The organism is Roseibium sp., assembly GCF_965233565.1.
Lineage (GTDB): Bacteria > Pseudomonadota > Alphaproteobacteria > Rhizobiales > Stappiaceae > Roseibium.
Genome location: NZ_OZ247494.1, coordinates 4,136,443 through 4,159,700, shown reverse-complemented (window position 1 = coordinate 4,159,700; position 23,258 = coordinate 4,136,443). Strand labels below are relative to the sequence as shown.

Here is a 23,258-nt window from a genome sequence, read left to right as displayed (position 1 = left end):
TGCCTCTAGGCCTTCAGAACGCCGTCTAACGTCTCGATAAACTTCGCGCTGGAGACATAGTCCTGAACAGCCTTGAAGTTTGTCAGTGGATCCGTCTGATCGCCTAGAGCACCTTGAATTGTTTCCAATGCGATTTCCGGAGTGCGCTCGACCACAATGCCACTTCCCTTCAGGTCACGTATGACTTCGCAAACACCCGAATTTTGCCCACTTACAACGGGGATACCCCAGCTCAATGCCTCAATGCAAGAGAGCGGAAATGGATCGTCATGGGAGCTCAGAAAGAACAGGTCGGCCGAGCGCATCGCGTCTGTCAGCTCCTTGCCTTCCCTGTACCCCTGCCATTCTACATTTTTTGACAATTGTTCAATCGGTTCCGTCTGGTGGCCGATCCATACGAACCTGTAGGGCAGATTGCGTTCTTTGGCCAGATCGGCAACCTGGCTGAAGAGGTCCGGACCTTTCCGCTTCTGGATTGTCCCGACCATCAAGATGGTCTTGATACCGTCAGCAGCTCCAGCCCCGGTGGAAATTGCGTCAATGTTGGTGTTGCCGGCATCGGTTACATTGTAGACAACATGAGTGCTTTTTGGTGCGAACGTCTGTTCGATATAGCTTCTTTGAAGTTCGGAAACACAAAGCACCGGGAAGGTCTGGATTGCTTTCGTAATGCGCTGATACAGAACAATGTCGTCGGTTCTGATCTTGTCGAAAATCCAACCCATCTCATGCAGATAAAGAAAGACGTTCCGGCGCTGATAAATGGATGAATTGACCTCATCCCAGCCCAGAGCGGCGATTGAATTTATTATGGTGACCTGGGCTTCCGGCACCTTAAAGGATCTGTTCTTTGGCTTCTTTTCGCCAATGAGGTCCATCAGACGGTTGTTTTCACCATTCCTCTGAGTGGCCTCGATATAGCTCTTGATCGGCCGGTAGCCGCCCGTTTTGGAATGTGCTTCGTGAGAAATGGCCAGGACGTTGTATTTCTCGGCCGAGCCGGCGGCGCCATTTTTCTTTTTCTTAGAAACATGACGTTTCAAGCCCAGGCTTTTTCCGAGGACATTGATGGGACCAGACAGGTTTGCAATGCGCCTGATGTTCTGGGCTATGGCCGGCGCATTTGCGACTAGGCCATTTTCAGGAGCAATGTCCTTGTAACCCGTGATGATCGGTTTCTTGCCGTTCACCAGAGCCTCTGTCGCAGTCTGACTTGAATTCTTGTGCTGGTCAGAAACCTGAATCGCTTTCCCGTGCATCAACGGGGAATCCGGCAAGACATCCTTCAAGGGAGAAACGCTGGAGGCATTGTAGATCTTGGCATCAGGAAAACACTTCATCAGATGCGCCAGAAAAGCCAGGTCACGCCGCTCGGTATGCGCCTTGTCCTCGTAGCCCGGCGCCCTGTGCTTGATGTCCAGCTTTGACTTGATATCCTCCGAATAGGAATGGGCGTATCTCTCGCCCTTGTTCTGGTACATGTCGATCCCGACGAGATGTATCTCGCGGTAACCGAGTATCAGCCCTGTGGCCAAAGCCTGAAAAGTCTGCGTCGGCAAGGGTCTCAACAGCATGTTGCGCACGACATCTGGATGGTTTCCGATAAGCCACCAGTGGTCGTAGCGAGGCCTGAGAACTTCCTTGACCTTCTTGGCAACCTCTTTACCGGTCGGACGTTCCGGCTTGATTTCATTGGGTGTGAAGAAGAGTTTGTAGTCGTAGACGTTGTTTTGGAATGTCGACAACATCAGTTCATACATGACGTCCAGGTCGTTTGCCCAGAAATAGCCATCCACGCGCTTGCCGAACCGTGGCGTCGGTTCGGCAAAGAACATGTTCATCCGAAAGCGGATGACTTCGTCGGGTATGTTGCCTGGATCGATGTCGTTCAAGGACGGGCCAGGGCCGATAATCGCAAGCGGGAGATTATTGTTTTCCGCCAAATAGGAGATAGGGCCCCGCAGCAATTGTGAGGGCAATCCAGGCCATTTCATTTTAATTTCCTATGCTTTCTACCTACTTAGCTTCAGGCAGCCAGAGGTGCTCCCGTTGTTCAGGATGCTTGTCGAAGTAGTTGTCCTGGCCGGTCGAAAGCATCAAATTCTCGTCTTTGAGCTGCTTAACCAGATCATCATTCATCGGTTTGATGTTGAATGCTCTTTCGCGATTGAAGTAGGCGAAGAAACGATAGGAATGAGGATTGTCGGCCCCGTAAGTGTATGACAGGAAAGATTTGTCACCAGGAATGCTCTTAGTGAACTTACCTGTCTTGGGGTCGATCAAACGGCCACAATGGTACAGCCGCTGATCAAAAACCAGCGCATCTCCCGGCTTCACGCGAACGAGATAGGGCTTGTTTTCAAGTTTCGTATCCGCCGTCTGCTGGATCGGCTCAAGCAGAACAAAGTTATCCCGATCAGGCTTGATCTGTGTGCGGTCTATGTCACGCTTGTGCGTTTCGGGATAAACCGCCATGGCGAAATCCCGGCAATCCAGGTAGAGGATGATTTTTGCGACCTTGTAAGGGTCCTGGCTCTCGTCCCAGTCATGGCCGATACCGAACTGGCGGAACGGTCCGTCACGGTGCCACGGAAACGACATGTGGTTTAACTGATAGGTCGCCCACTGCAGGAATTTGATATCGTCACCCAAGCAGTTCCTTACTGCTGCAAGCACGCGGGGATCAAAGGCATAGTCGCGCCCTTCTTTATGAACCGCCGCGATGTCAAAGGTGGTGTGTCCCTCGTCCGGAACATTCTCATGGATAAGATCGGACTTGAATTTCCCCGACATCCCACGAGCTTCCTCACTCGGAATAACATCCTGAATAAGTGCAAACCCATTGTTTTCATAGAACTTCTGAACATCTTCCCGATTTTCAGAAATCTTTTTTACACGTTTTGCCTTCTGCGCCTCGCTCTCTACGACCGGGCGGGGTTTTGCGTCCAACTTCTTGCTCCCCTGAAAGAATTTCAGCGGGGAGGTTAAAAATGTACCGAGACGAAACGCCGTAGATTTTTCCATTGCCTCAACTCTCTTCAACAGATCCTGATATTCTCGATTTTTTGACTTTAATTCGCCTTGATGCTTGGCACGCTCGCCTTGAAATTTCTTCTCTTTTTCTTCAGCCTTCCTCAGAAGGTCTTTCTTTTCACGAGTGTCTGCCTCGACGCGCTCGGTCAACTTGCCATTTGCCTGAACTGCCTGCTTCAATGTCTTAGCATTGTCGAGGGCCTCACGGCGTGCTTTCTCTGACAGGAAAAACAGTTTCTGCAGGTTACCCTTTTCCAGACCAATGACAGCTTCGGCGGAGGGCACCGGTTCCGAAACAATGCCTTGCAGTTCTTTATATGCCTTTCTTGACCATTTTACTGCATCTCGTTCGTATGTGCAGCGCAAATAGAGCCATTCGAGCACCGTGTCAGCCAGATCCGTATCCTTCTTGCGCGATTTTGGCTCAACAGCTGAGCCATCACTTTGCAGAAGCGCTCGCAGCCAGATCCCATTTCCGGAATTGGAAATACCAAATTCCATCTCGATCTGGCGCTTGTAGAATGCAATCTTGTCAACACCGCATTGAACCGTTTCAGCCACTCGGTAACCGCTGCACTCCTCCAGCAGTTTTCGCACCGTGCCGAGTTCAAAATGAAAGATGTGCCCCAATCCTGGCTCCGCGGCTTCCACTTGCAGACGCAGAACCGTTTCATCCTCGGTGGGCACCTCAATGAAAAGATACCCGCCAGGCTTCAGACGCGATTGCAGGCGTTCCAGCTCCAGAACCGGATCCTTGAGATGTTCCAGAACGTGCGACACGATGATCAGGTCGAAAAACTGCCCGAAGTCCTCGCTCTCAAGTTCGGCTGGGCCAAGGAGGTTTACACCTTCTGCGGCCTTGAGTTTTTCAAGGGCCTGAGGATCGACCTCGTAAAGGTACTTGTTCGATTGGGGGAATGCCTCAAGCGCACCGCCGAAGCCGCCTCCGAAGTCCAGCACATTTTCAAATTGCGTGGTTCCCGAGACCGCTTCTACGAAGGCCTTCTGGTCTTCGCCTCGCCTGGCCGCTGTTTTCAGATAGCCTTCTGAGACATGCATCAGGCGCGCATCAGAATACTCACCTGCATAGTATTTATTTAGAAAACTTTCGGAAATGCGCCCCGTTTGCAATAGTCCACAGCCGTCACATCGAAAGATTGGCAGACCAAATTCGATATTTGTTTGAACATTCGAACATTTTTCCGAGCACAAATAACACGAGTACTGTTTCAATTGCCCACCTATATTCCCATTCATGCTCACTACCGACACAGCCAAATGGCTCGTCCGACGGCCAATAGATCCGAATTTTCTTAGCGCTCCCTTGTCTAGAAACAGCGCACAAAAATATCAAGCACATCGCAGAAGTTTTTGCAGGCAAGTCCTTCACCGGACACCATTCAGCCGGCCGCGAAAACCAGACACTTTTACCCGCTCTTCGGCTCCGGTCTGCAAACTCGAAATCAGCAGTACCGGCATGCAGACACCGCCCCGAGAATTCGCTCTGTAAAGACGCGCGGTGCCGATTTGACTTGTTTCGATGAATCCCATAGGCCTTGCCGTAAATCTGTTTGTTGTCTGGATGCGAAAATGCCACTTTTTGTGAAGTCTGAGGCTGCTCTCAAGGAGCGGCGTGCACTCGGCACGTCATTCGGGCGATCCGAAAAAGTCCACAACCCGGAACGCACTGCTGATATTGTCTATTTCCTGCACATCCCGAAATGCGGGGGCACATCTGTGGCACATCTGTGGCGGCAAACCTATCCAGGTTGCGTGATCCAGCCGCGGCTTAAGGTCAAGAGCGACATCAAGCATTGCAGGCTGGATGATGTCGCAGATGATTATGACTTGTCCTTCTCTTGTGTACGAAATCCCATCACCTGGTATGAGTCCTGGTGGCGGTATCTCCTGAGCCCAAAAGTGACCGACCGGACTGAAACGCTTGACCAGGCGGGAAAGCCGAATTTCGATACCTGGATAGGTGAAGGTGTGTGGCATCCGCTCAGGGAAATTGCCCCCTGCCACGACCGCGATTTCGCCAAGTTCATCGATAACGTGATTGATCACGCGCCCGGTTTTGTTTCGCAAATGTACCAAACCTATCTTGGTTCCGATAGCGAACGACCTTTGGTCGACCGGGTTCTGAAAATTGAAACGATAGATTCCGACTACAAATCTTTATGCAATGACTTCGGGTTCGCCTATCCGAATGTTAGCAAACGAGAAAATGTCTCATCCAGGGAAAATGTTGCCAACTGGCAGCCAAATCAACTTGAGAAAATGAAGCAACTTGAGAACGACGCCTTCAAACGCTTCGGCTATAGTTGATTTCTGGATGAACCACGCTCATCGTTTGGATTTGGGCCCGTCATGCTCTGAGCCATGAATAGCCATGAGCATTCTGGTCACGAAGTTGTCTTCACTGATCAGTTCTTCGACTGCAGCACGATCAATGGCAAAGCTCTCGCGATCGCGCAACACCTCGTTCAGGCACGCATAGGCCTGTTCCGGTTGATACGAATGGAAGACAGCCCCGAACTTTTTGTCTTCGACGAATTTGGCAAATCCCGTGTTCTCGTAAAGAACACAGGGTTTTTTCATCCAGAGAGCCTCGCCCACGCTTAGCGGGAAGGGATCGTCGACCGAACTGAGAAAAAAGACATCCACTTCGGCCAGCCACTCTGCAATCTTGTTCTCGCTGACATGACCGACCCAATTGACGTTCTTTGAACGATACATGTTGGCCGAGTGGTTCCTGCCTGCGCCAAGCCAGGTGAAGTTCCATGGGTCACCTCGAGAGGCGGCAATGTCGGCAACACGTGAAAAAAGCTCGACCCCTTTTCGCGGCTGCTGGCTTCCGACCATGACGATGTTCGGGGGACCTGACACTTGCAAGTGCTCAAAGCCGGCAAGCTTGTGTCTGGAAATGCAATTGTAGACAACTGTGATGCTTCGGCTGCCGAATTGCTGTAGCCAATCCGATTGCGCTTCACTGACCGCAAGTACATGTGCTTTCGGCAGAACATGTTCTACGAACAAACTTGTTTTTTTAGGATACTTTTGCGCCAAATTTGAATAGGCAAAATCTGTTTCATGACAGTAGAAGTATAACTTCTTTCCGCTGCTCTCAAAAATCCTCCCCAGTTTCTTAATCGTGCTCTCTTTGAGAACTCGCAGAATATCGAAGGAATTGAGGACAATTATATCCGCGGTTGCCAATCTCTCCAGGAATGTGCCGTCCATCTTCGGCAAAACCAATTGGAGTTTCAGTTTGCTTTGCTGATCTCTTATATTTCTAAAGTATTCTCGAACAGGTTTCCCGACACCAATGTGACTTCCAAAAGAAGTTCCAAAAACGACCACCGAACTCTGTCTGAAACGATCGGAATCCAAGATCCGCTGCGGAAGCCTATCCGGGTCTATCCTGCGGCCCCGAACCAGTTTGATCTCATCAAGCGCTGCGCTCAGACGAAATTCAAAATTGTCCTGCTGTTGAGCGTCTGCAGAGACAACTTTCGACACTTCAATTGTCGCATCACTAAAGCTCCGCAAGTTCAGTAGCTTTTGCTTCGTTTCGCAATCAGGAACTATCAGCTTTTCTGGCGCAGTACTCCCCCATTTTTCACTGACCGAACAAGCTTTTTCGGAACCGCTCTGACGCGGGAGACATGATTTTGCGACCAGCAAGCGCGGGATCGACAGATTTCGGCAGACCGTAGCCACGGATTTCGCACGTGGATGACTGTCATCCAGCTGCACGACAACTGTCTCGACGGCTTCAATGTGCTCAGAAAAGAATTGTACGATACTGTTTGTTAGTCTGTTCTTCGCGCCGAACTTGAAGAATTTTCGAAACAAGTTCCGTGGTTCAGTAGGATAGATATTGTCGAATGGAATTCGCGCGGCGTTTTCGCGAAGCTGGGAAGCATATTTTCGTTCTTCTCCGCGGGTCTCGGCAAAGAAAAGAATTCTTGTTCCAGACCCCTTCGCGGCCCGGAGTCTTTCTGCAAGGTCAATACACCATGGGAGTTCTGACGGATGTGAACAAAATAAAAAAATGTTCATTTCGTGCGCACTCACACCGTCTTATCGCAAACGCCCATTGAAGAGACGTCTTTTATACAGCGCGATCCTGTCGCTAACGGATTTGTACTCAAAGCTACGGCGGAGATACTTGGACACTCCTAGGTTTTCGACAAGTTCAATTGCAAACGACCGGGAAGCTTGAGAGACAGCGCCATCTCTCAGGTTACGCCTTCGATCCATTTGCATTGCCTCGGATACCAGCTGCTCAATGTTGTCGTATGGATCGGCAGTGTACCGTTTCAGCCAATCCGAATTGGGGCGGGCACCTTCAAGCGAGAAATCGTCAAAGGTTCTCAGCAGCCCGGAGCCATAAAAATACTGAAGCCCATAATCATCATGAGCACCAAAATCTGAAACAATAGTGAGAGGTACACCCGCCTGCAGACACTCCACAGCGACCGTGGAAGAAACCGTCAGGCAATGGGAGGCTCTCGCAATCAGACTGCCCGTCTTTTCGTCTGTCAGGCTAACATTGTCCGGCACGCCTTCGGCAGACGCCCGGATCTCATCAAAGATGTTTTCAATCGGGTACCAGGTTCGGTGCAGGGTGGCCTTTTTGCCGGGTGCGCGCGCCTTCAGCAAAAAGCTTCTCTCGGGAAACCTGCGTGCCAAATCACAAAACCTTTTGACGAGGTAGTATCTTTCGTCGAAGTAGCGGGGAATGACAGCCTGCTCAAAGAATACCACCGGTCCAGACTGTTCGGCTGCCGGTTGTCTTGCAATGCGTTCAAGGAGGGAGCCACTCCCGAACAAACGTCCGTTTGACGGGTCAATTCCAAATGAGGTTGCCATTTCACGATAGGCTTCCAGATCTCTCAGGCAGTTCAGCCACAGCAGATCCGCGGGCGCTCGCATCGAAAACCCGTCATAGGCATATCGCAGCACCAAACCAGGATAGACACATATTACCAGCGGCCGCGCGTCTCCAAGTTCCTCGAGATAGTGGAACAGGTGACGCGTTGACATCCCTTCAAGGCACGACAGGACAATGTCGTAGGACTGGATGTCACCGCTCTGACAGAGGTCCTTGATCTTTACGGCGGGGATTGGCTTGCTGAAACCCATTTCAGCAATTTGTTCAGCGCTTATCTGCTTTCTTTTTCGGGCGCTGATCAGGGCGAAATCGACCAACGCACCCTGTTTTTCGAAATGCGGCGCTATGAGCCGAACCGTATTCAGAAAGGAATCGTATCCAGCTAGAGCGAGCACACGCATTGACTTTACTCCACGTAGCCGGCCGCGATCAGATAGTCGCACATTTCCCGAACCGCGCCCTTCCCGCCTTCAGCATTCAAGACATGATCGGCCACATCCAGCGCAGAAGGATGAGCGTCCGCCGGCGCAAAGGACAGCCCGCAAGTCCGCATGCAATCGATATCGTTCACATCATTTCCGATATAGACAATTTCAGACCACTCAAGCCCCTGCTCCTGACGCCAGGTATCCAGAACGGACAGTTTGTCATCGATCTGGTTCATTACCGGCATCTGCAGCTTGGCAGCCCTCGCCCGGACGACCGGATTGGCCTCCTTGGAGAGGATCATCAGCTTAACGTCCCGCTTGCGCATGAGTTCCAGGCCGAGGCCGTCCCTGCGGCTGCAGGTGACGGCTTCCCGGCCGTCCTGGTCCACGATCACACGGTCATCGGTATGGACACCGTCGAAATCCGTGATGACGGCCTTGATCTTGCGCGTCTGAACCGCCGGCTGCGCGGAACGGTTGCGCGCATTCAGGTAAGCCTCGACAACATCCCAGTCTTCCTGGCTGTCGATCTCGACGGTCGGGCCATCGACAGGGACAAGAACAGTCGGTCCGCAGAAACGTTCCCTTTGTGCGAGAAAGGACGGCACATGCATGGCATAAATCGCACCGTTTTCGCGAAATCTCGGTTTCATGTCCTGTCGGCGCTGACGCGGCTTACTCTCATCGTGCGTGATGCCTTGGGCAAAACCATCGTCGTCTTCGTGCCAGATGAAACCGTGATCCTCCACAGCGGAGAACGCTGCTTTGGCGCCTTTGCCGATCATGGTTTCCAGGACAAGGTCAATATCTTCCGGACGGGTGAAGGCAGACGTGCACTGCAGGAAGACAAGATAGTCCGGCAAGCTCCTCCCCTGTCCCTCAAGCCACTCAAGTGCATGAAGAAGTGCGGCTTCGGAACTCGCAGTGCTGTTGCTCAGTGCCTCCGGACGCCGAATGACGGTTGCGCCTGCGTCCGCGGAAATCCGCAGAATATCGTCGTCGTTGCTGGTGACGAAGACTTCATTCAGCGATCTGGCCCGCAACGCGGTTTGGACCGTGCGGGCCACAAGCGGCACACCGAGAAGCGGACGAACATTCTTGCCGGGGAGACCAACGGACCCTCCCCGCGCAGGAATAACGGCAATTACGTCCATGACACTTAAGACACTTGGCGGATGTTCGCCCCGTGCTTTTCCTCGCGCCACTTCAGCTTGTCACGCTGAACTTTCTCGACGTCCAGGAGATCCGACTTCTTGAATTCGAGCGCCTTTGCAACGTTCCGCAGGTCGCGGCACATGCGGCGGAGCCCATCCGGCTCCAGGCTGGCAGCGTGGTCGGTGCCTTTCCATGTCCGGTCAAGCGTGAAGTGGCGTTCGATATACTCGAACTTGCCTTTGCCGTAGCGCTCGTAGCCTGCAGCTCCGAGGGCCATAGCGGCAACATCGGCTGCGATACCGAGATGGTGGCCGGAAAAACCGATGGACTTCACGCGGTCGCCGTACTTTTCCTGAAGGGTGTTGATTTCCATCAGGCAAAGGTCTTCAAACGCGACCGGATAGCCGGACGTGCAGGCATAGACCACGAGGTCCTTGGCACGGCCATGCTTTTCGTAGAAGGCAATAACCTTTTCAATTTCGTCGCGGGTGGTCATACCGGTCGAAACGTGGATTTCACCATCATAGTTCTTGCAGAGGAATTCCTGCAAAACGAAGTGCTGATTGGTTGCCGACGGCAACTTGATCAGGTTCGGTTTCAACGAGGCAATTTCCTGGGCGGAGGTCAAATCCCAGACCGAGGTGGAGTAGTCGATGCCGGCAAGACGGCACTCTTCCTGCAACTCTTTGTGCTGACCAACAGAAAACTCGAGATACTCGCGGTGCGCGCCATAGGTCGGACCATAGGCGTTTTCTGGCACGGGATGCGGCGTGTCGTACTCGTCTACGGTTAGAAGCTCACGATTGTGGCGTTTCTGGAACTTGGCAATATGTGCACCGCACACTTTACTTGCGACCTGGATAAGTTCCTTGGCGATATCCATATCGCCCTTGTGATTGCACCCGATCTCGGCAATTACCTTAACATCAACCATCTTGAGCCTTTAACCTACATCACAGATAAATACGGGCTTGTAGCTTTTCCGTGTGAATGGGCAGCGCCTATTTCTGCCACTCACGGCGGCCACTGTTTCCCACATCTGTGGTTACAAAACAAGTCCCTGTCGTTCGAAGAGTGTCGACAGTTCCTGAAGACCGCAGCCTATTTCTCGTGGTTCAGACCTGAGTTAAGAGCCCGTTTGGAGATGAGCATTTCAACTCCTTCCTCAACACTCATGAGACTGTTGTTTTCATGGTCTATGAATTTGCTGTAGTCGAAATAGAGCGCGGAAACAAAGGCCTCCAGACTTGCCGAGCCGCGTGAAACAGCCAAACGGTCTTGCGTTAGGCCCCAACCGCTGTAGAAAGCACATCCAAAGGTATGGACTTCGCATCCCGCCATAAGTCCTTCAAAGCCAAGTTGGCTTGAAACACAATAAATCCGGCTGCAAGCCTCAAGTAAGCTCCAGCAGTTTATCGGCTCGGAAACAAATCTGATCCTGTTGTCCGCAAGCGGTTTCTCGAGCCGGGTGTTCTGGGAAACCGTCCCCTTCGTCAGGTAGCCCTTCTTACGGCCGTTTGCCGCTTCCGGGTGCGTCTTGACGATGACTTCGCAACCTGGATTTTCTTCGACCGCACACAAGAGCATGTCGCCAAAGGTGCTGGCCGTGGCTCTGGCGCCAGGAATGGAAGCGTCCCCTGCGGTCTGGTCAATCACCAGCACTCTGTCTCTTGCGTGATTTGAGGACAGGTTCAATCTGGACAGATCATGAATAGTCGCATTGTTGTATTTTGAAAGCCGCTTGTCTCTCAGAAGATCGATCAAATTCCTTGCACGATTTCCTTCGCGATTGGATTGAGCCCTCTTTCTGACAAACGGCTCGAGATCACTCGGCTGTCTCGAATCGTAATAGATACCTGTGCGGTCGACGACCATCGACAGCGGAAGTTCTTCGTTTCCCGGGCTCAACGAACGCAAAAAGCCGTCTTCAAAAGCTATGTAGGGCAATCCCGCCGACCGGGCCCGTTTGCGGGCACGATCACTGGTCGGTTTATGCCCCCAACCCGCAATCGCATCGACCCTCAAAGCCGACAACGTTTTCCTGGGCCTTGCTTGAACAAGAAGCTCGACTGCCTTCCGGAGCTTCCAGAGCCCGGAGGTCGCAATACCGATATTCATTTGGGCATGCTGTGGCTTCAGGCCGAAGTATGAGCTGGAGCCCACCTCATCAACCTTCTAGGATCTGTCGCGTACATTGTAGTAGAGCAACACTGCCACAAGCCAGAAACCTGCAAGCATGAAAAACACCGCGAGCGAGTACATCAGGCGATTTGGATACTGAGCGTCCTCAGACAAGGTAGGCGGAATAAATGTCGCCAAATACAGACTTTTGTTGTCGGCCTCCTGCCGGGCTTTTTCCAGGCTTGCCAACGAAGTCACATAAAGCTGCTGCGCGAACTCTTCCTCTACCGCCAAGTCTGAATAGTCAGCCAGCCTGAACGAGACACTGTTCGAGTTGTCACCGCTTCCGGAAGCCGATGTTCCCGACCCCAAACGCTTGCGCACGGTAGCGATTTCACTTTCAAGAGCCAATATCTGCTGATCCAGCATCCGGATTCGAGGCGAATCCTCATCCAGATAACTCATCAAGGTCGTTTTTTCAGCTTCTCTCGTGGCACGTTCCTGATCGAGCCCCGCGATCATTTCTGCAGCGATTTCGGCATTTGCCTCCGGATTCACTTCCTGGGTTTCTTCCCGGTAGGCCAGCAGCTGCTTCCGAATGGCCTTCAACCGCGCCTCGGCGCGTGCTACCGCCTCCTCCGCATAACGTACGGATTGTCGCCGGTTGGATTCAGAGAGCTTGTTCACCAGGATATCACTGCGCTCCAGCACAAGGCTGGCAATCGAAACAGAGTCTTCCGGTTTGAAGGAGCGAACTTCCAGATAAATAACGCCCGACGTTGAGTCATAGCTCACATCGACCATTCCATTCCAATAGCTGAGCTTGTCCTCAATCGGAAGGTCTTCGCCCATTCTGAACAGCCAGTCAGCCCCTTCTCGGTTGAACACGCCCGTCAGATCGACTTCGTCTGCAATATCTTCCAGGATTGCCTGGCTTTGAATGTAGTCTGTAACGATATAGCTGTTGGAGGTCGTTGAGTCAGACGAGCCACTCCCCATCACCATGCCGAGGACTTCTGTTGCCGCGACAGGGTTGGAGCTTCGAACAGCAAAGGCGGTGGTGCTATGAAACTGATCGCTGGCCCAGAAGAACATGTATGCCGAGAACGCCGCCGACGGTAGCGCAACCAACAGGAAAAATCCGACCAAGATAAGCTTGTGCCGAAATTTCGTCACCGACTTGGCCGTTGAGGACGGGAGTGCCAGATCAAGCAGCTTTTGTGGATCCAGTCCCTTGCGCTTCAGCCGCTCGACGAGTGAAGAGTCCCTTGCGACCTTGGACGGAACGATGTCCGATTTTTTTTGAGGCAGTTCAAGAACCGCACCGCGCGAACTGGCATTCTTGCTGGCTTCAGTCGCCTTTTTTGCAGATGACATAGAGTAACCTTAAGTTCCTGATACCGTGAACTAGCGCCGAGCCATGTTCGCATCATGCATTGCAATAGCATCATCAATGTTAGAGAAAAACGTTAATCCGCCATCCTCGAGCACAATTCCCGTCGTACAATAGTCCTTCAACGCTCCGTTGGAGTGTGAAACCATAATGATATCTGAGCTCTGGAGCTTCTCCTCGAACACCCGCTTGCATTTCTTTTTAAAATTTGAATCGCCCACGGCGGTAATTTCGTCAACCAGGTAGTAATCGAAATCGATTCCCATACTGACACCGAAAGCCAGTCTTGCCCGCATGCCCGATGAATAGCTTTTCACGGGCATGAAATACGAATTTCCAAGCTCCGCAAAGTCCTGAACATATTCGACAAGCTTTTCCGTGTCATGACCATAAATGCGTGCAACGAAGCGAACATTCTGCTCGCCGGTCAGTGAACCATTGAAACTTCCCTGAAAACCCAGGGGAAAGGAAACATTCGCCATCCGGATGATCCGGCCGGATGTCGGTTTGATAGTACCTGCGATCAGTTTCAGCAAGGTGGATTTCCCTGCGCCATTTCGTCCAAGCAAACCAATACTCTCACCTCGAGGAATGGTGAACGAAACGTCCTTGGCAATGTAGCGCGTTTCACCCTTCAGTCTGAAACTTTTATATACGCGATCCAATCTGATCATTTTGGCTCCCGCAGTTTGGCGTCAAACAACCATACGAGAAACATTCCGAACGCAAGCGAGAATATCGACAACCCCAAGACATACGGCAAGTTGACAAATTCCGCACGGTAAGTCGGATAGAAGCCGGTTCGGAATATCCCGATCACATGCACCAACGGATTCCAGAGCAATATGCTCTGGAAGGGCTGCGGCACAGTTTCGGGAATAAAGAATACGCCGGACACAATAAATGCTGGACGGTTAATGATTCCCCAGACTTGCTGATAGGTACTGCTTAAGTGAAACCAAACAATGTTTGCTGCACCAACACCCGCCCCGAGGGTAATTGCGATTATTGATGCGAAAAAAATTGGGGCCAAGTCTATTTTTTCAAAAGGCACCATAAAGTAAAGACTTCCAAACAGCAGCATATTTACAACAAAAAGTGTTATAATCTGCAGTATGACTCTGCTAATGATGGTGTCATATGGCATTACCACAGGATAGTTCAACAATGCTCGATTGGCCTCGACCGCAGAACTCACCTGGTCAGAGGTTGAGCGGTACATATAGAATGCGGCGTAACCTGTGGCAAAGAAAAGCGCGAAGCTTCGACCAAGAGGCGGCACATGAGCAACCGCTGAGAAGACCGTCGTCAAGATCGCAATCGTCAGCACTGGATCGAGAACAGCCCACATGTACCCGCCGATCTTGTTGCCGTAGCGGGTCGTCATTTCGCGGACGATCAGCGCGAATGTGATCGCAAACTGCCGTTTTAGGCTCTTGTGGAGCGGCTCCGAGTACATAAAATCAACCGTGGTTATCCATCAGTACATAGATCGAGTGTTCAATTTCGTCCTAACCGGTTGACCCTGCAAGGCGAAATCCGGCATCTCTTCAGCTCGAATCCGCAACCGCCACACCCTTAACATAGTCCAACAAGCCTTCACAAGAATGCGGTTCTGGGCTTTGCGCTGGAGTGTTGCCCCCGCCTGTAATATTGCCGGTCCCCGAGGAGATTGAATATATACCGCCCACTCACAGCAATCTCCTCTCTGACAACGCTGCTTCCATTTTGATATCAGGGAATAGTGTCCCTCAATGGGCAGCCTCGTTTGTCGCCGACCTCCAAGCATTCATTTAGTCCAAGGAACTACTCGATGCCCCGTACAATCGGCCTTGATTTTGGCACGTCCAACACGGTTGCCGTCCTCGCAAATGGTGCAGCAGCGACTGCGCCTGTGCATTTCCAGGACGGCAATGACGCCTTCACCTCCCTGCCGACCGTGCTGAGTTTTCTGGATCGGGGCGCGGCACGGGCGCTCAATGCGGAGGTCGGACCCTGGGCGATCCGGCAATTCCTGGAAAGCCTGGGCGATGTCCGCTTCATCCAGTCGCTGAAGACATTTGCCGCAAGCCGGGCCTTCAAGGGCACGGGCGTGTTCGGTGTCCGGTTTGAATTCGAGGACCTGATGGCCACGTTCCTGTCGCTCGCCTTCGAACGTTCAGGCGGTCATTTCGACCCGTCCTCCACGCGTCTCGTGGTCGGCCGCCCGGTGGAGTTCGCCGGCCATAATCCGGACGAGTCGCTGGCGATGGAACGGTATCGCAAGGCCTTTTACAAGGTCGGGTTTGAAGACATCCTCTTCGTGATGGAGCCTGTCGGGGCCGCCTTCTCCTTCGCCCAGTCGCTTGAGAAGGACACCACCATTCTGGTTGCCGATCTCGGCGGCGGCACCACCGACTATTCGCTGATGCGGTTCGAGACCCGGGCCGGACATCTGACGGCAACACCTCTGGGGCGCGGCGGCATCGGCGTTGCCGGCGACACGCTCGACTACCGCATCATCGACAATGTCATCCTGCCGAAACTCGGCAAGGGCTCAAGCTACAAGAGCATGGGCAAGGTGCTCGACATGCCGCCCAACCTGTTTTCCAACTTTGCCCGCTGGCACATGTTGTCGATCTTCAAGACCTCGGAAGATTTCAAGGAAATGAAGAAGCTTCTGCGCTACTGCCTGGAACCGGACAAGATCGAGCTGTTCATCGACCTGGTGGAGGAAGACCAGGGCTATCCGCTTTACAAATCCGTCTCCGAAACCAAGGCGCTCCTGTCGACGCAGGACGAAGCCGAGCTGACCTTTGCCCCGCTCGGCAAGGATTTCAGGGCCGATGTCAGACGCGCCGATTTCGATCGCTGGATCGCGCCCGATCTTCAAAAGATGAACAAGGCGCTCGACGTTACCCTGGAAAAGGCCGGGCTTCCGGAAACGGACATCGACCGGGTGTTCATGACCGGCGGCACCTCCTTCGTGCCGGCCGTCCGGCATATGTTCAGTGAGCGTTTCGGCTCGGAGAAGGTCTCCGGCGGCAACGAGCTGACCTCGGTCGCGAACGGTCTGGCGCTCATCGGCGCCCGAGAGGATGCCAGCGACTGGGCACTGGCAGCTTAGAGGCGTGTCAGGCAGACCTGGTCTGGCTTACAGGAAATAGCAAGGTTAAACGGAAAAAAGACGCTCTCCTGGCAGAAATCCTTTCACCACCCGTCTTCTGTCATGTCCCGTCTATCAAGAGCCTGGGCGCTCGCAGCCAGCGGGCGGTGTCGCAGACCTTCAAAGGCGAGACTTCGCAGATCAGACCGTGATCATTGTCGATCACGGCTGCCGCATGTTGAGAAAACGCATCCGTAGGAGGCAAGACATCGTACCCGTCTGCTATGCCAGCACACCATCTTCGCGCAGCCGAGCTTCGTAGGCCGCAAGTTTCCCCGTTTCAAATTCTTTTCTGACAAACTCCCGAAGGCTGGAATCCTCCGCAAATTGAAACGCAAGAATATCGATCGCGAGCCTTGAGGTCTCGTCCCGGTTCTGGTCGGCAATCGCAACGAGGTGCGATTTGATCGACAGGACCTCTTTACGGCAGAGCGCCGCGATGTCGTCCGTTTCGTCCTGCCCTGCAGCCAGTTCAAAAAGAAGATCCAGTGCCTCCACGGTCACCTGCATGGGACTGAATCTGATCGCCGCACACAAAACAGACACGATCTCATTCGACGCCGGGTAGAGGTAGCCCTGAACCACAATGTTGTTTTCCAGCTTGCCATGCCCGGCCTTGCGCAAGGCCGGGTCCGGAGAAAAGAGGTTCAGGAAGGCCGCTCGAAGATCATGAGGTTCTTCTCGCGGAGCGTATTTCGTCTGACACGTTTCCAGCGACCGCCAGTTGACCGGGTCCAAATGCGTTTCGATGAATGAACTGTCGAACATCAGCTTCAAAATCCCGGCGGCGCGAGCAGCTGCAAAGACACCGACGCCGTGTCTCCGGCGGCTATTTTTTCCCTCTTGCGCACTGCTGCCTTGACCGGCAGCAGGAAGGAACCGGAGGTCTTGTCGGGCCAGATGGTGGTTTGCCATGTGGATGCACCGATGCGCGCGCTGACCTTGATCATGCCCCAGGCGCGACCTTTTTTACTGCCGGTGTAGAAACGGATCTGGTCGGCACAATCCTGCGGCAGGGTGACGAAGGTCCAGCCTCCGGGCCCTGCATGCAGCCACAGCTTTCCGTCAAACTCCATCTGGTCCAGCATGCCGGAAAATGTGTCTCCAATGAACGGTTCAGACGGTCTGATCTTCCTAGTCGGACGCTGACTTGTAGCCACCTGGGTTTTTTCTCACCCAGTTCCACGTATCTGAACACATGTCATCCAAGTCGCGTTCCGCCGACCAGGCGAGGAACTCGGTTGCCTTTTGGGTATCTGCATAGAATTCCGACACATCGCCCTCGCGCCGGGCTACAATCTCGAACGGAATTGGCTGGTTCGCCCCCCGCTCGAATGCCCTGATCATCTCGAGAACACTGTACCCATTTCCCGTACCCAGATTGACGGAAAAGCAGTTCTCTGAAGAGCCTAATGCAGACAATTTCTCATATGCGCGAAGATGCCCCTCAACCAGATCGACAACATGGATGTAATCGCGCACGCCGGTACCATCTCTTGTCGGGTAGTCGCCGCCAAAGACACTTAACTGCTTCCGTCGCCCGACGGCTACCTGGGCGATAAATGGCATCAGGTTGTTGGGCACCCCCTGTGGGTCCTCCCCCAGCAAACCGCTACTGTGTGCACCAACCGGGTTGAAATAACGCAGAACACCAACGCGCCAGGCTGGATTGCTGGCCGCCAGGTCACGCAGCATATCTTCAACAATCAGCTTCGTGCGCCCATAGGGGTTCACCGGGTTTAGGGAATGTTCTTCAGTCAGGGGAAGTGATTTCGGCTCTCCGTAAACCGTCGCGGAGGACGAAAAGATGAGACGATGGGTCCCAACCGCGGACATCGCGCTCAGCAGACGGTGCGTACCAATGACATTGTTGTCGTAATAGGACAAAGGATCTTGAGAGGATTCACCAACCGCTTTCAATCCCGCAAAGTGAATAACCCCATCGCAATCATGACGCTTTAGAACGGTTTCAAGGGCTGCTTGATCCCGAACATCGCCTTGCTCAAACTTGGGCATTTTGCCGGTGATAGCTTCGATCCGCCGAAGCGCTTCAGGGTTTGAATTGCGAAGATTGTCGAAAACAACAACATCATACCCCCGTTCAATAAAGGACACACAACAATGTGAGCCGAGGTACCCGGCGCCGCCGGTAATCAGAATCGACATCGCGACAAATTCCACCTTGAACTTTCAGTCGGATCGCGTTCGCCTTTCCTCGCGCCCTTTACAAGTGACTTCGCACTCGCGCAAAGCCGCAGGTGCCGACGATTCGCATCCCAAGATATTAGCGCCATATGCTTGTCTCACAGATGGCCCATCATGTGAACGAGGTTCCGCGACTGCCTCGCCAACCGGTCAGTCAACCAGATTGACGTCCGCCATCAGGTCTCCTGCCGTTTCCTGCAGCGCATCGGACAGGTCAGACGGATCGAGGCCGACCGGAAGGCGCAGATCGGCCCTTGCCTTGAACATGGCTTCGCCCTGCATGGAGCCCGCCGCGACCTCGGTTTCGAGATGTTCGATGCTGACGCCCTTTTCGCTGAGCACATGCGTGATATCACGCAGGATGCCCGGATGGTCCTGCGACACGAGATCGAGACGGGCCGATGCCCCGGCAGGTGTCTCGTCGCCATCCTTGTCGGAGCGCAGGGTGATGTCGATCCCGTCGGCAGAAAGCGCCTCCAGCTGGCCGACCAGTTCCTTCGATTTATCCCCGGCAATGGCAACCCGGACAATGCCGGCAAACTCGCCGCCGAGCCGCGCCATGGAGCTTTCAATCCAGTTGCCGCCCAGGCCGGCGATCACTTCCGCCATTCGCTCCACAAGACCGGGCCGGTCCTTGGCGATCACCGTGAATACAAGATGCGTTTGCATGCCGCCTCACTCTCTGGTCAAACCGAATGGGATCACTAGACAATTTCCACGTGTTCAACACAAGACAGGAATTTGTCGCTTCCGTCTGTGGCCGAAGCGTCGTACATCCGACATAATAACGACACTCACCCGGCCTCAAATAAGTTCCGGTGGCGGCTCAAGGGTTTGGTCGGTCAGGTTATGACTTTCAGGATATCGAATGCAGCAGATTGAACGGCGCCGTGTGGACAGGTTCTGGCTCAAACTCATCGAACGTCCCGCGGTATTTCTACTTCTGGTCGTAATCGGCCTCGGCATGCTGCCGGTCGCCGTGTGGATGGACCTGCGCGCAATTTCCGACGCCTCCTTGAAATCGCAGGCCATCGATCTTGACGTCGCCATCAGCCGGATCCGGACATATTATTCGCAAAATGTCGTTGGCCGCGTTCTGGACTCGGACGGCGACATCACGCCGACCCACGAATATCACCAGATGCCGGGTGGCATTCCCATCCCCGCGACCCTGTCGATCGAGCTTGGTGAAGTGATCGGCGGCGATACGCGTAACCTGAGCTATCGCTTCGTCTCGGACCTGCCCTTCGAGGAACGCGCCGATCATCAGCTGACCGATTTCGAAAAGACCGCGCTTGCCGATTTCCGTGTGACGCGTGATCCGAAGGACATCGTCATCGGTTATGAGGGCTCGATCTTTGACCGCCGGATCCAGATTGCCTCGCCGGTCATGCTGGGCGAGTCATGCGTCTCATGTCACAACTCCCATCCGGAGAGCCCGAAAAAGGACTGGAGTGAGGGCGACGTACGCGGCATCCAGGCCATCACCATCAGCCAGCCGATTGCGGCAAATCTCTGGTCCTTCAAGTATCTGCTGCTCTATTTCGCCGGTGCCGGGGCCATCGGCGCGGCCGTGACCGCGCTGCAGTGGCACCAGGCGACCCGCTATCACAAGATGAACATCGACCTTGGACAGGCCAACACCGAAATTGCGCATCTGAACGAGCAGCTGAAATCGGAGAACCTGCGCCTGGGAGCCGAGATCGAGGTTGCCCGGCAGATCCAGATGATGGTTTTGCCGACCAAGGATGAACTGGGTGGCATTCACCAGCTGGAAATCGCCGCTTTCATGGAGCCGGCCGACGAAGTCGGCGGCGACTATTACGACGTCTTGCAGCTGGATGACAGGGTCAAGGTCGGCATCGGCGACGTGACTGGTCACGGGCTGGAAAGCGGTGTGCTGATGCTGATGGTGCAATCCGTCGCCGTCGCGCTTCAGGAACGCGGACCGACTGATCCGCGCCAGTTCCTCGCAGCGCTCAACAGCGCGATCTGCCGCAATATCAAGCGCACCAAGACCGACAAGCACCTGACCCTTTCGTTCCTCGATTTCGAACCGGACAAGGTGACCCTCTCGGGCCAGCACGAGGAGCTGATTGTCCTGAAAGCGGATGGCAGCTGCGAGGTGATCGACACGGTCGATCTGGGCTTCCCGATCGGTCTCGACGACGATATCGCGCCATTTATCGAAACCAGGGAACTGGCCTTCGCCCAGGGCGACATCATCGTGCTCTATACGGATGGCGTGACGGAAGCCGAAAGCCCGGAGGGAGACCTCTTCGGGCTGGATCGCCTGATCAAGAGCGCCTGCAGCCACAACACGCCCAGCGCCACGCGCGTGCTGGAAGGCATCCTTGCCGACCTGAAATCCCATATAGGTACGCAGGTTGTCCATGATGACATCACACTGCTGGTCATCCGGCATACGTGAGGCTTCAGGAGCAGATGCTTGAGGCTACCAGTCGGGGTGGCCTTTGTAGCAAAATGTGTGTCACCCCGGACAAGCGAAGCGCAGATCCTTGACCTGCTCGCAAGGCCACTTGCTGACGCTGCCGGCACCCAATTCAAAGACTGCTGCAATACACAGCCACTATGGACGTGCGTGGTGCCCGGCTCTCCGCTGCGCTGCGGCCGGGGTGACACAGAGGAAGAACGCGCGCCATTTATGACAGAACTAAACCGCTGTCCCTACGCTGCCGGTCCCGCCTCGCCACGCCGCTTCATTCAGTCAGTATCATCAACGCAATGAGTTGATGACACTGGTGTTTGCTGCACACCTGGCGACCAGGTCAGGCGTTCGAAGGATCCGGGCGCCGCATGCAGCGCCCGGGTTATTCTCGTTACCCCAGAGCCCGGCGCAGCAACGGCACCCGCTTGACGATCAGATAGTCCAGCGCCAGCACGGTCAGAAGCGTGATCCCGACCAGCGGAAAGGCCAGCGACAGGAACAGCATCAGGATCATGGCCCCGCGCCAGTGCGGCAGGTCCTCCGGTGACTTCGGAGCAAAGATGCGCAAGGCAGCGCCCTTCGGACGGCGCAGCCACCACATCACCAGTCCGCTGACACACAGGAAGATCACCGACAGGCAGAACACCGTGTTCAGCACGATGTTCCAGAGCCCCATGTCGCCTTCGTGAAAGGCGATGCCCACGGCCATGCCCTTGGCGGCAAGCGAATAATCGGCAAAACCGACATCAGCCAGGATCTTGCCGGTATATTGGTCGAGATGCACGGTGCGGTCGACCATCGGGTTTTCAGAATCGTTGCTCATGGAATCCTGATTGATCGTCCAGACGCCCGTGTCGCCGCTCGGGAAACTCACCCGGAACCGGCCTTCATAACCGATGGCGCGGCCGAAGGCGGCAACGCTGTCGAGATTGACCGCAATGCCTTCCGGGATTGCATCCAGACCGGCATCGGACCCGGAGGCAGGCATCAGGGTCTGTTCAAGTCCCCAGGGCACATCCTTGATGGCACCGTGGTTCATGGACGCATGGGTTTCATCGGACAGCGGAACGTTGGACCATTTTTCTGCCGGGAACGTGCTCCAGGCCTGGACGAATTTTTCCCCCCAGATACCTGCCCAGGCCAGCCCGCTGACCAGAAACACCAGCAGGACCAGAGCCACATAGGCACCGACGACCTTGTGCAGGCTTTTCCAGAGATCACGGCCCCGCGCCCTGAGTTCCGGCACGAAGGACGATCCGCTGCCGGCGCGCGGCCACCACAGATAAAGGCCGGTGACGATCAGAACGATGCTCAGCCCGGCCGCAACCTCGATGAGCCGGTCACCCGTTGTCCCGATCAGCAAGGTCCCGTGAATGTCGTTGAAAAGATCGTACCAGCCGTCGCGGCGGTTCCAGGTCTCGATGACAGTCCCGGCGTAAGGGTCGACGGCCACCATGGTGTTGGTGCCGGCCTCGTTGACGCGAAAGACGTTTGCGCCTTCGTTGCTTTTCGCTCCAATCCACTCGACCAGCCTGGCCTCGTCACCAAAGCCGGCAAGGGCCGCCTCTGACTGCGCCGACAGGCTGACCGGATCACCGCTGGCGGTCACGCTGATTTTTTCACCGTCGCGGCCATCAAAGACGGCGATATACATCATGCCGAGGCCGGTGACGGCCAGCATGATGAGGAAGGGAACAACATAGATGCCTGCGTAGAAGTGCCAGCGCCAGGCGGCAAGATAAAAACGGCTTTTGCCGGACGCAACTTCGACGTCCGAGGGAAGTGTGCTCATGGGATCTCCAGACCGGCGCAGCACCGTGCCCGTCAGGCAGGCGTGCTTTCCGGTTCAACTGAATTCGAAAATTGGATGACGGAATTCAGGTGGGGGCCGGTGGCGCTCTTGCACCGAGCCGGCTGGAGAAGGCGTGAAGACGCAGGCCGGGGGCACGAATGTTCGAAAGCCGTGTCGCCGCGGTGGCAATATCCGGCAGATCCGGACCGGGCTGCAGCAGGGCAAGGACCGAGGAACTTGCGAAGATACAATGTCCGGCGCGCGGATCGTCCTCGTCAACCGGGCCGTCCGGAACTTCATTGCCACTGGCATCCAGCGTGACGGTGCGCAGGCCATCGGTTGTACAGAGCGTGACGGTGAAGGTGCCGTCTTCTGCGACGGAGGGCATATAGCCCTGGGGCAAGAGGGCGGCCAGAAGGAACGGCAACAGCAGCAGTGTTGCCACCACCTGCCTCATGTCCGTCTTTGCCTTTTGAATGCGCCGCACGCCCCTGCCCTCGTTGTGCCAACCGCTCTCTAGTCCAGTTCTTCGGGAAACACAATTTGGTTTGCCTGAAAAATCGGGAAAATTGACGGTGCATTGCCGAATGGGAATAGCGGGCATGTGGGCAAATGGACTAATGCATGTCGCTTTCCT

General features: G+C 54.4%; 18 protein-coding genes and 2 pseudogenes. 4 read left to right on the top strand and 16 right to left on the bottom strand.

Annotation, left to right across the window (positions count from 1 at the left end; all coding sequences use genetic code 11):
* Positions 1–5: 5 nt before the first annotated feature.
* Both ACO6TG_RS19035 and ACO6TG_RS19030 read right to left on the bottom strand, forming a co-directional pair.
* Positions 6–1,994, bottom strand: coding sequence for an alpha-2,3-sialyltransferase (locus tag ACO6TG_RS19035; protein ID WP_422374634.1), 1,989 nt, complete (start codon positions 1,992–1,994; stop codon positions 6–8).
* 22 nt (positions 1,995–2,016) lie between these two features.
* Positions 2,017–4,266, bottom strand: a complete 2,250-nt coding sequence (locus tag ACO6TG_RS19030; RefSeq protein WP_422374633.1) for a methyltransferase domain-containing protein — start codon at positions 4,264–4,266, stop codon at positions 2,017–2,019.
* Positions 4,267–4,623: 357 nt separating this feature from the next.
* Between ACO6TG_RS19030 and ACO6TG_RS19025 the strand changes: the two genes are divergently transcribed.
* Complete coding sequence (locus ACO6TG_RS19025; RefSeq protein WP_422374632.1) at positions 4,624–5,361, top strand: hypothetical protein; 738 nt, start codon at positions 4,624–4,626, stop codon at positions 5,359–5,361.
* Positions 5,362–5,379: 18 nt separating this feature from the next.
* Here the strand turns inward: ACO6TG_RS19025 and ACO6TG_RS19020 are convergent, their stop codons facing one another.
* From ACO6TG_RS19020 to ACO6TG_RS18985, 8 genes are all read right to left on the bottom strand, one after another.
* Positions 5,380–7,098: a glycosyltransferase family 4 protein gene (locus ACO6TG_RS19020; protein WP_422374631.1), complete on the bottom strand. Its 1,719-nt coding sequence runs from the start codon at positions 7,096–7,098 to the stop codon at positions 5,380–5,382.
* A gap of 21 nt (positions 7,099–7,119) precedes the next feature.
* Positions 7,120–8,334, bottom strand: coding sequence for a DUF6716 putative glycosyltransferase (locus ACO6TG_RS19015; protein WP_422374630.1), 1,215 nt, complete (start codon positions 8,332–8,334; stop codon positions 7,120–7,122).
* 5 nt (positions 8,335–8,339) lie between these two features.
* Positions 8,340–9,515 (bottom strand): cytidylyltransferase domain-containing protein, encoded by a 1,176-nt coding sequence (locus ACO6TG_RS19010; protein WP_422374629.1) that lies wholly within the window; start codon positions 9,513–9,515, stop codon positions 8,340–8,342.
* 5 nt (positions 9,516–9,520) lie between these two features.
* Positions 9,521–10,450 carry an N-acetylneuraminate synthase family protein gene (locus tag ACO6TG_RS19005; RefSeq protein WP_422374628.1) on the bottom strand — a complete coding sequence of 310 codons (930 nt, stop codon included), beginning with the start codon at positions 10,448–10,450 and terminating at the stop codon, positions 9,521–9,523.
* 167 nt (positions 10,451–10,617) lie between these two features.
* On the bottom strand, positions 10,618–11,634 hold the full coding sequence (locus tag ACO6TG_RS19000; RefSeq protein WP_422374627.1) for a hypothetical protein: 1,017 nt from the start codon (positions 11,632–11,634) through the stop codon (positions 10,618–10,620).
* A gap of 57 nt (positions 11,635–11,691) precedes the next feature.
* On the bottom strand, positions 11,692–13,014 hold the full coding sequence (locus tag ACO6TG_RS18995) for an RkpR, polysaccharide export protein (protein WP_422374626.1): 1,323 nt from the start codon (positions 13,012–13,014) through the stop codon (positions 11,692–11,694).
* A 30-nt stretch (positions 13,015–13,044) separates the two neighbouring features.
* Entirely contained in the window at positions 13,045–13,704 is a 660-nt protein-coding gene (locus tag ACO6TG_RS18990) for an ABC transporter ATP-binding protein (protein WP_422374625.1), read from the bottom strand.
* Complete coding sequence (locus ACO6TG_RS18985; RefSeq protein ID WP_422374624.1) at positions 13,701–14,489, bottom strand: ABC transporter permease; 789 nt, start codon at positions 14,487–14,489, stop codon at positions 13,701–13,703. The genes ACO6TG_RS18990 and ACO6TG_RS18985 overlap by 4 nt, the downstream gene beginning before the upstream one ends.
* Before the next feature lie 354 nt (positions 14,490–14,843).
* On the opposite strand from ACO6TG_RS18985, the gene ACO6TG_RS18980 reads away from it, so the two are divergent.
* Complete coding sequence (locus ACO6TG_RS18980; RefSeq protein ID WP_422374623.1) at positions 14,844–16,136, top strand: Hsp70 family protein; 1,293 nt, start codon at positions 14,844–14,846, stop codon at positions 16,134–16,136.
* A gap of 261 nt (positions 16,137–16,397) precedes the next feature.
* Here the strand turns inward: ACO6TG_RS18980 and ACO6TG_RS18975 are convergent, their stop codons facing one another.
* The 4 genes from ACO6TG_RS18975 to ACO6TG_RS18960 form a co-directional block, all read right to left on the bottom strand.
* Complete coding sequence (locus ACO6TG_RS18975) at positions 16,398–16,943, bottom strand: hypothetical protein (RefSeq protein ID WP_422374622.1); 546 nt, start codon at positions 16,941–16,943, stop codon at positions 16,398–16,400.
* 5 nt (positions 16,944–16,948) lie between these two features.
* Positions 16,949–17,263, bottom strand: coding sequence for a DUF1905 domain-containing protein (locus tag ACO6TG_RS18970; RefSeq protein ID WP_422374621.1), 315 nt, complete (start codon positions 17,261–17,263; stop codon positions 16,949–16,951).
* A gap of 46 nt (positions 17,264–17,309) precedes the next feature.
* Entirely contained in the window at positions 17,310–18,341 is a 1,032-nt protein-coding gene (gene galE / locus ACO6TG_RS18965) for a UDP-glucose 4-epimerase GalE (RefSeq protein ID WP_422374620.1), read from the bottom strand.
* 189 nt (positions 18,342–18,530) lie between these two features.
* Positions 18,531–19,049, bottom strand: coding sequence for a glycine cleavage system protein R (locus ACO6TG_RS18960; RefSeq protein ID WP_422374619.1), 519 nt, complete (start codon positions 19,047–19,049; stop codon positions 18,531–18,533).
* A 199-nt stretch (positions 19,050–19,248) separates the two neighbouring features.
* Between ACO6TG_RS18960 and ACO6TG_RS18955 the strand changes: the two are divergent.
* Positions 19,249–19,815 (top strand): annotated as a pseudogene (locus tag ACO6TG_RS18955) (Tll0287-like domain-containing protein); the annotation flags it as partial.
* Between the two features lie 189 nt (positions 19,816–20,004).
* Positions 20,005–20,811: pseudogene (locus ACO6TG_RS18950) on the top strand (PP2C family protein-serine/threonine phosphatase); the annotation flags it as partial.
* A gap of 409 nt (positions 20,812–21,220) precedes the next feature.
* Here ACO6TG_RS18950 and ACO6TG_RS18945 read toward each other — a convergent pair.
* Together ACO6TG_RS18945 and ACO6TG_RS18940 are read right to left on the bottom strand one after the other, a co-directional pair.
* Entirely contained in the window at positions 21,221–22,621 is a 1,401-nt protein-coding gene (locus ACO6TG_RS18945; RefSeq protein ID WP_422374618.1) for a PepSY-associated TM helix domain-containing protein, read from the bottom strand.
* A gap of 85 nt (positions 22,622–22,706) precedes the next feature.
* Positions 22,707–23,066: a DUF2946 family protein gene (locus ACO6TG_RS18940; RefSeq protein WP_422374617.1), complete on the bottom strand. Its 360-nt coding sequence runs from the start codon at positions 23,064–23,066 to the stop codon at positions 22,707–22,709.
* Positions 23,067–23,258: the final 192 nt, after the last annotated feature.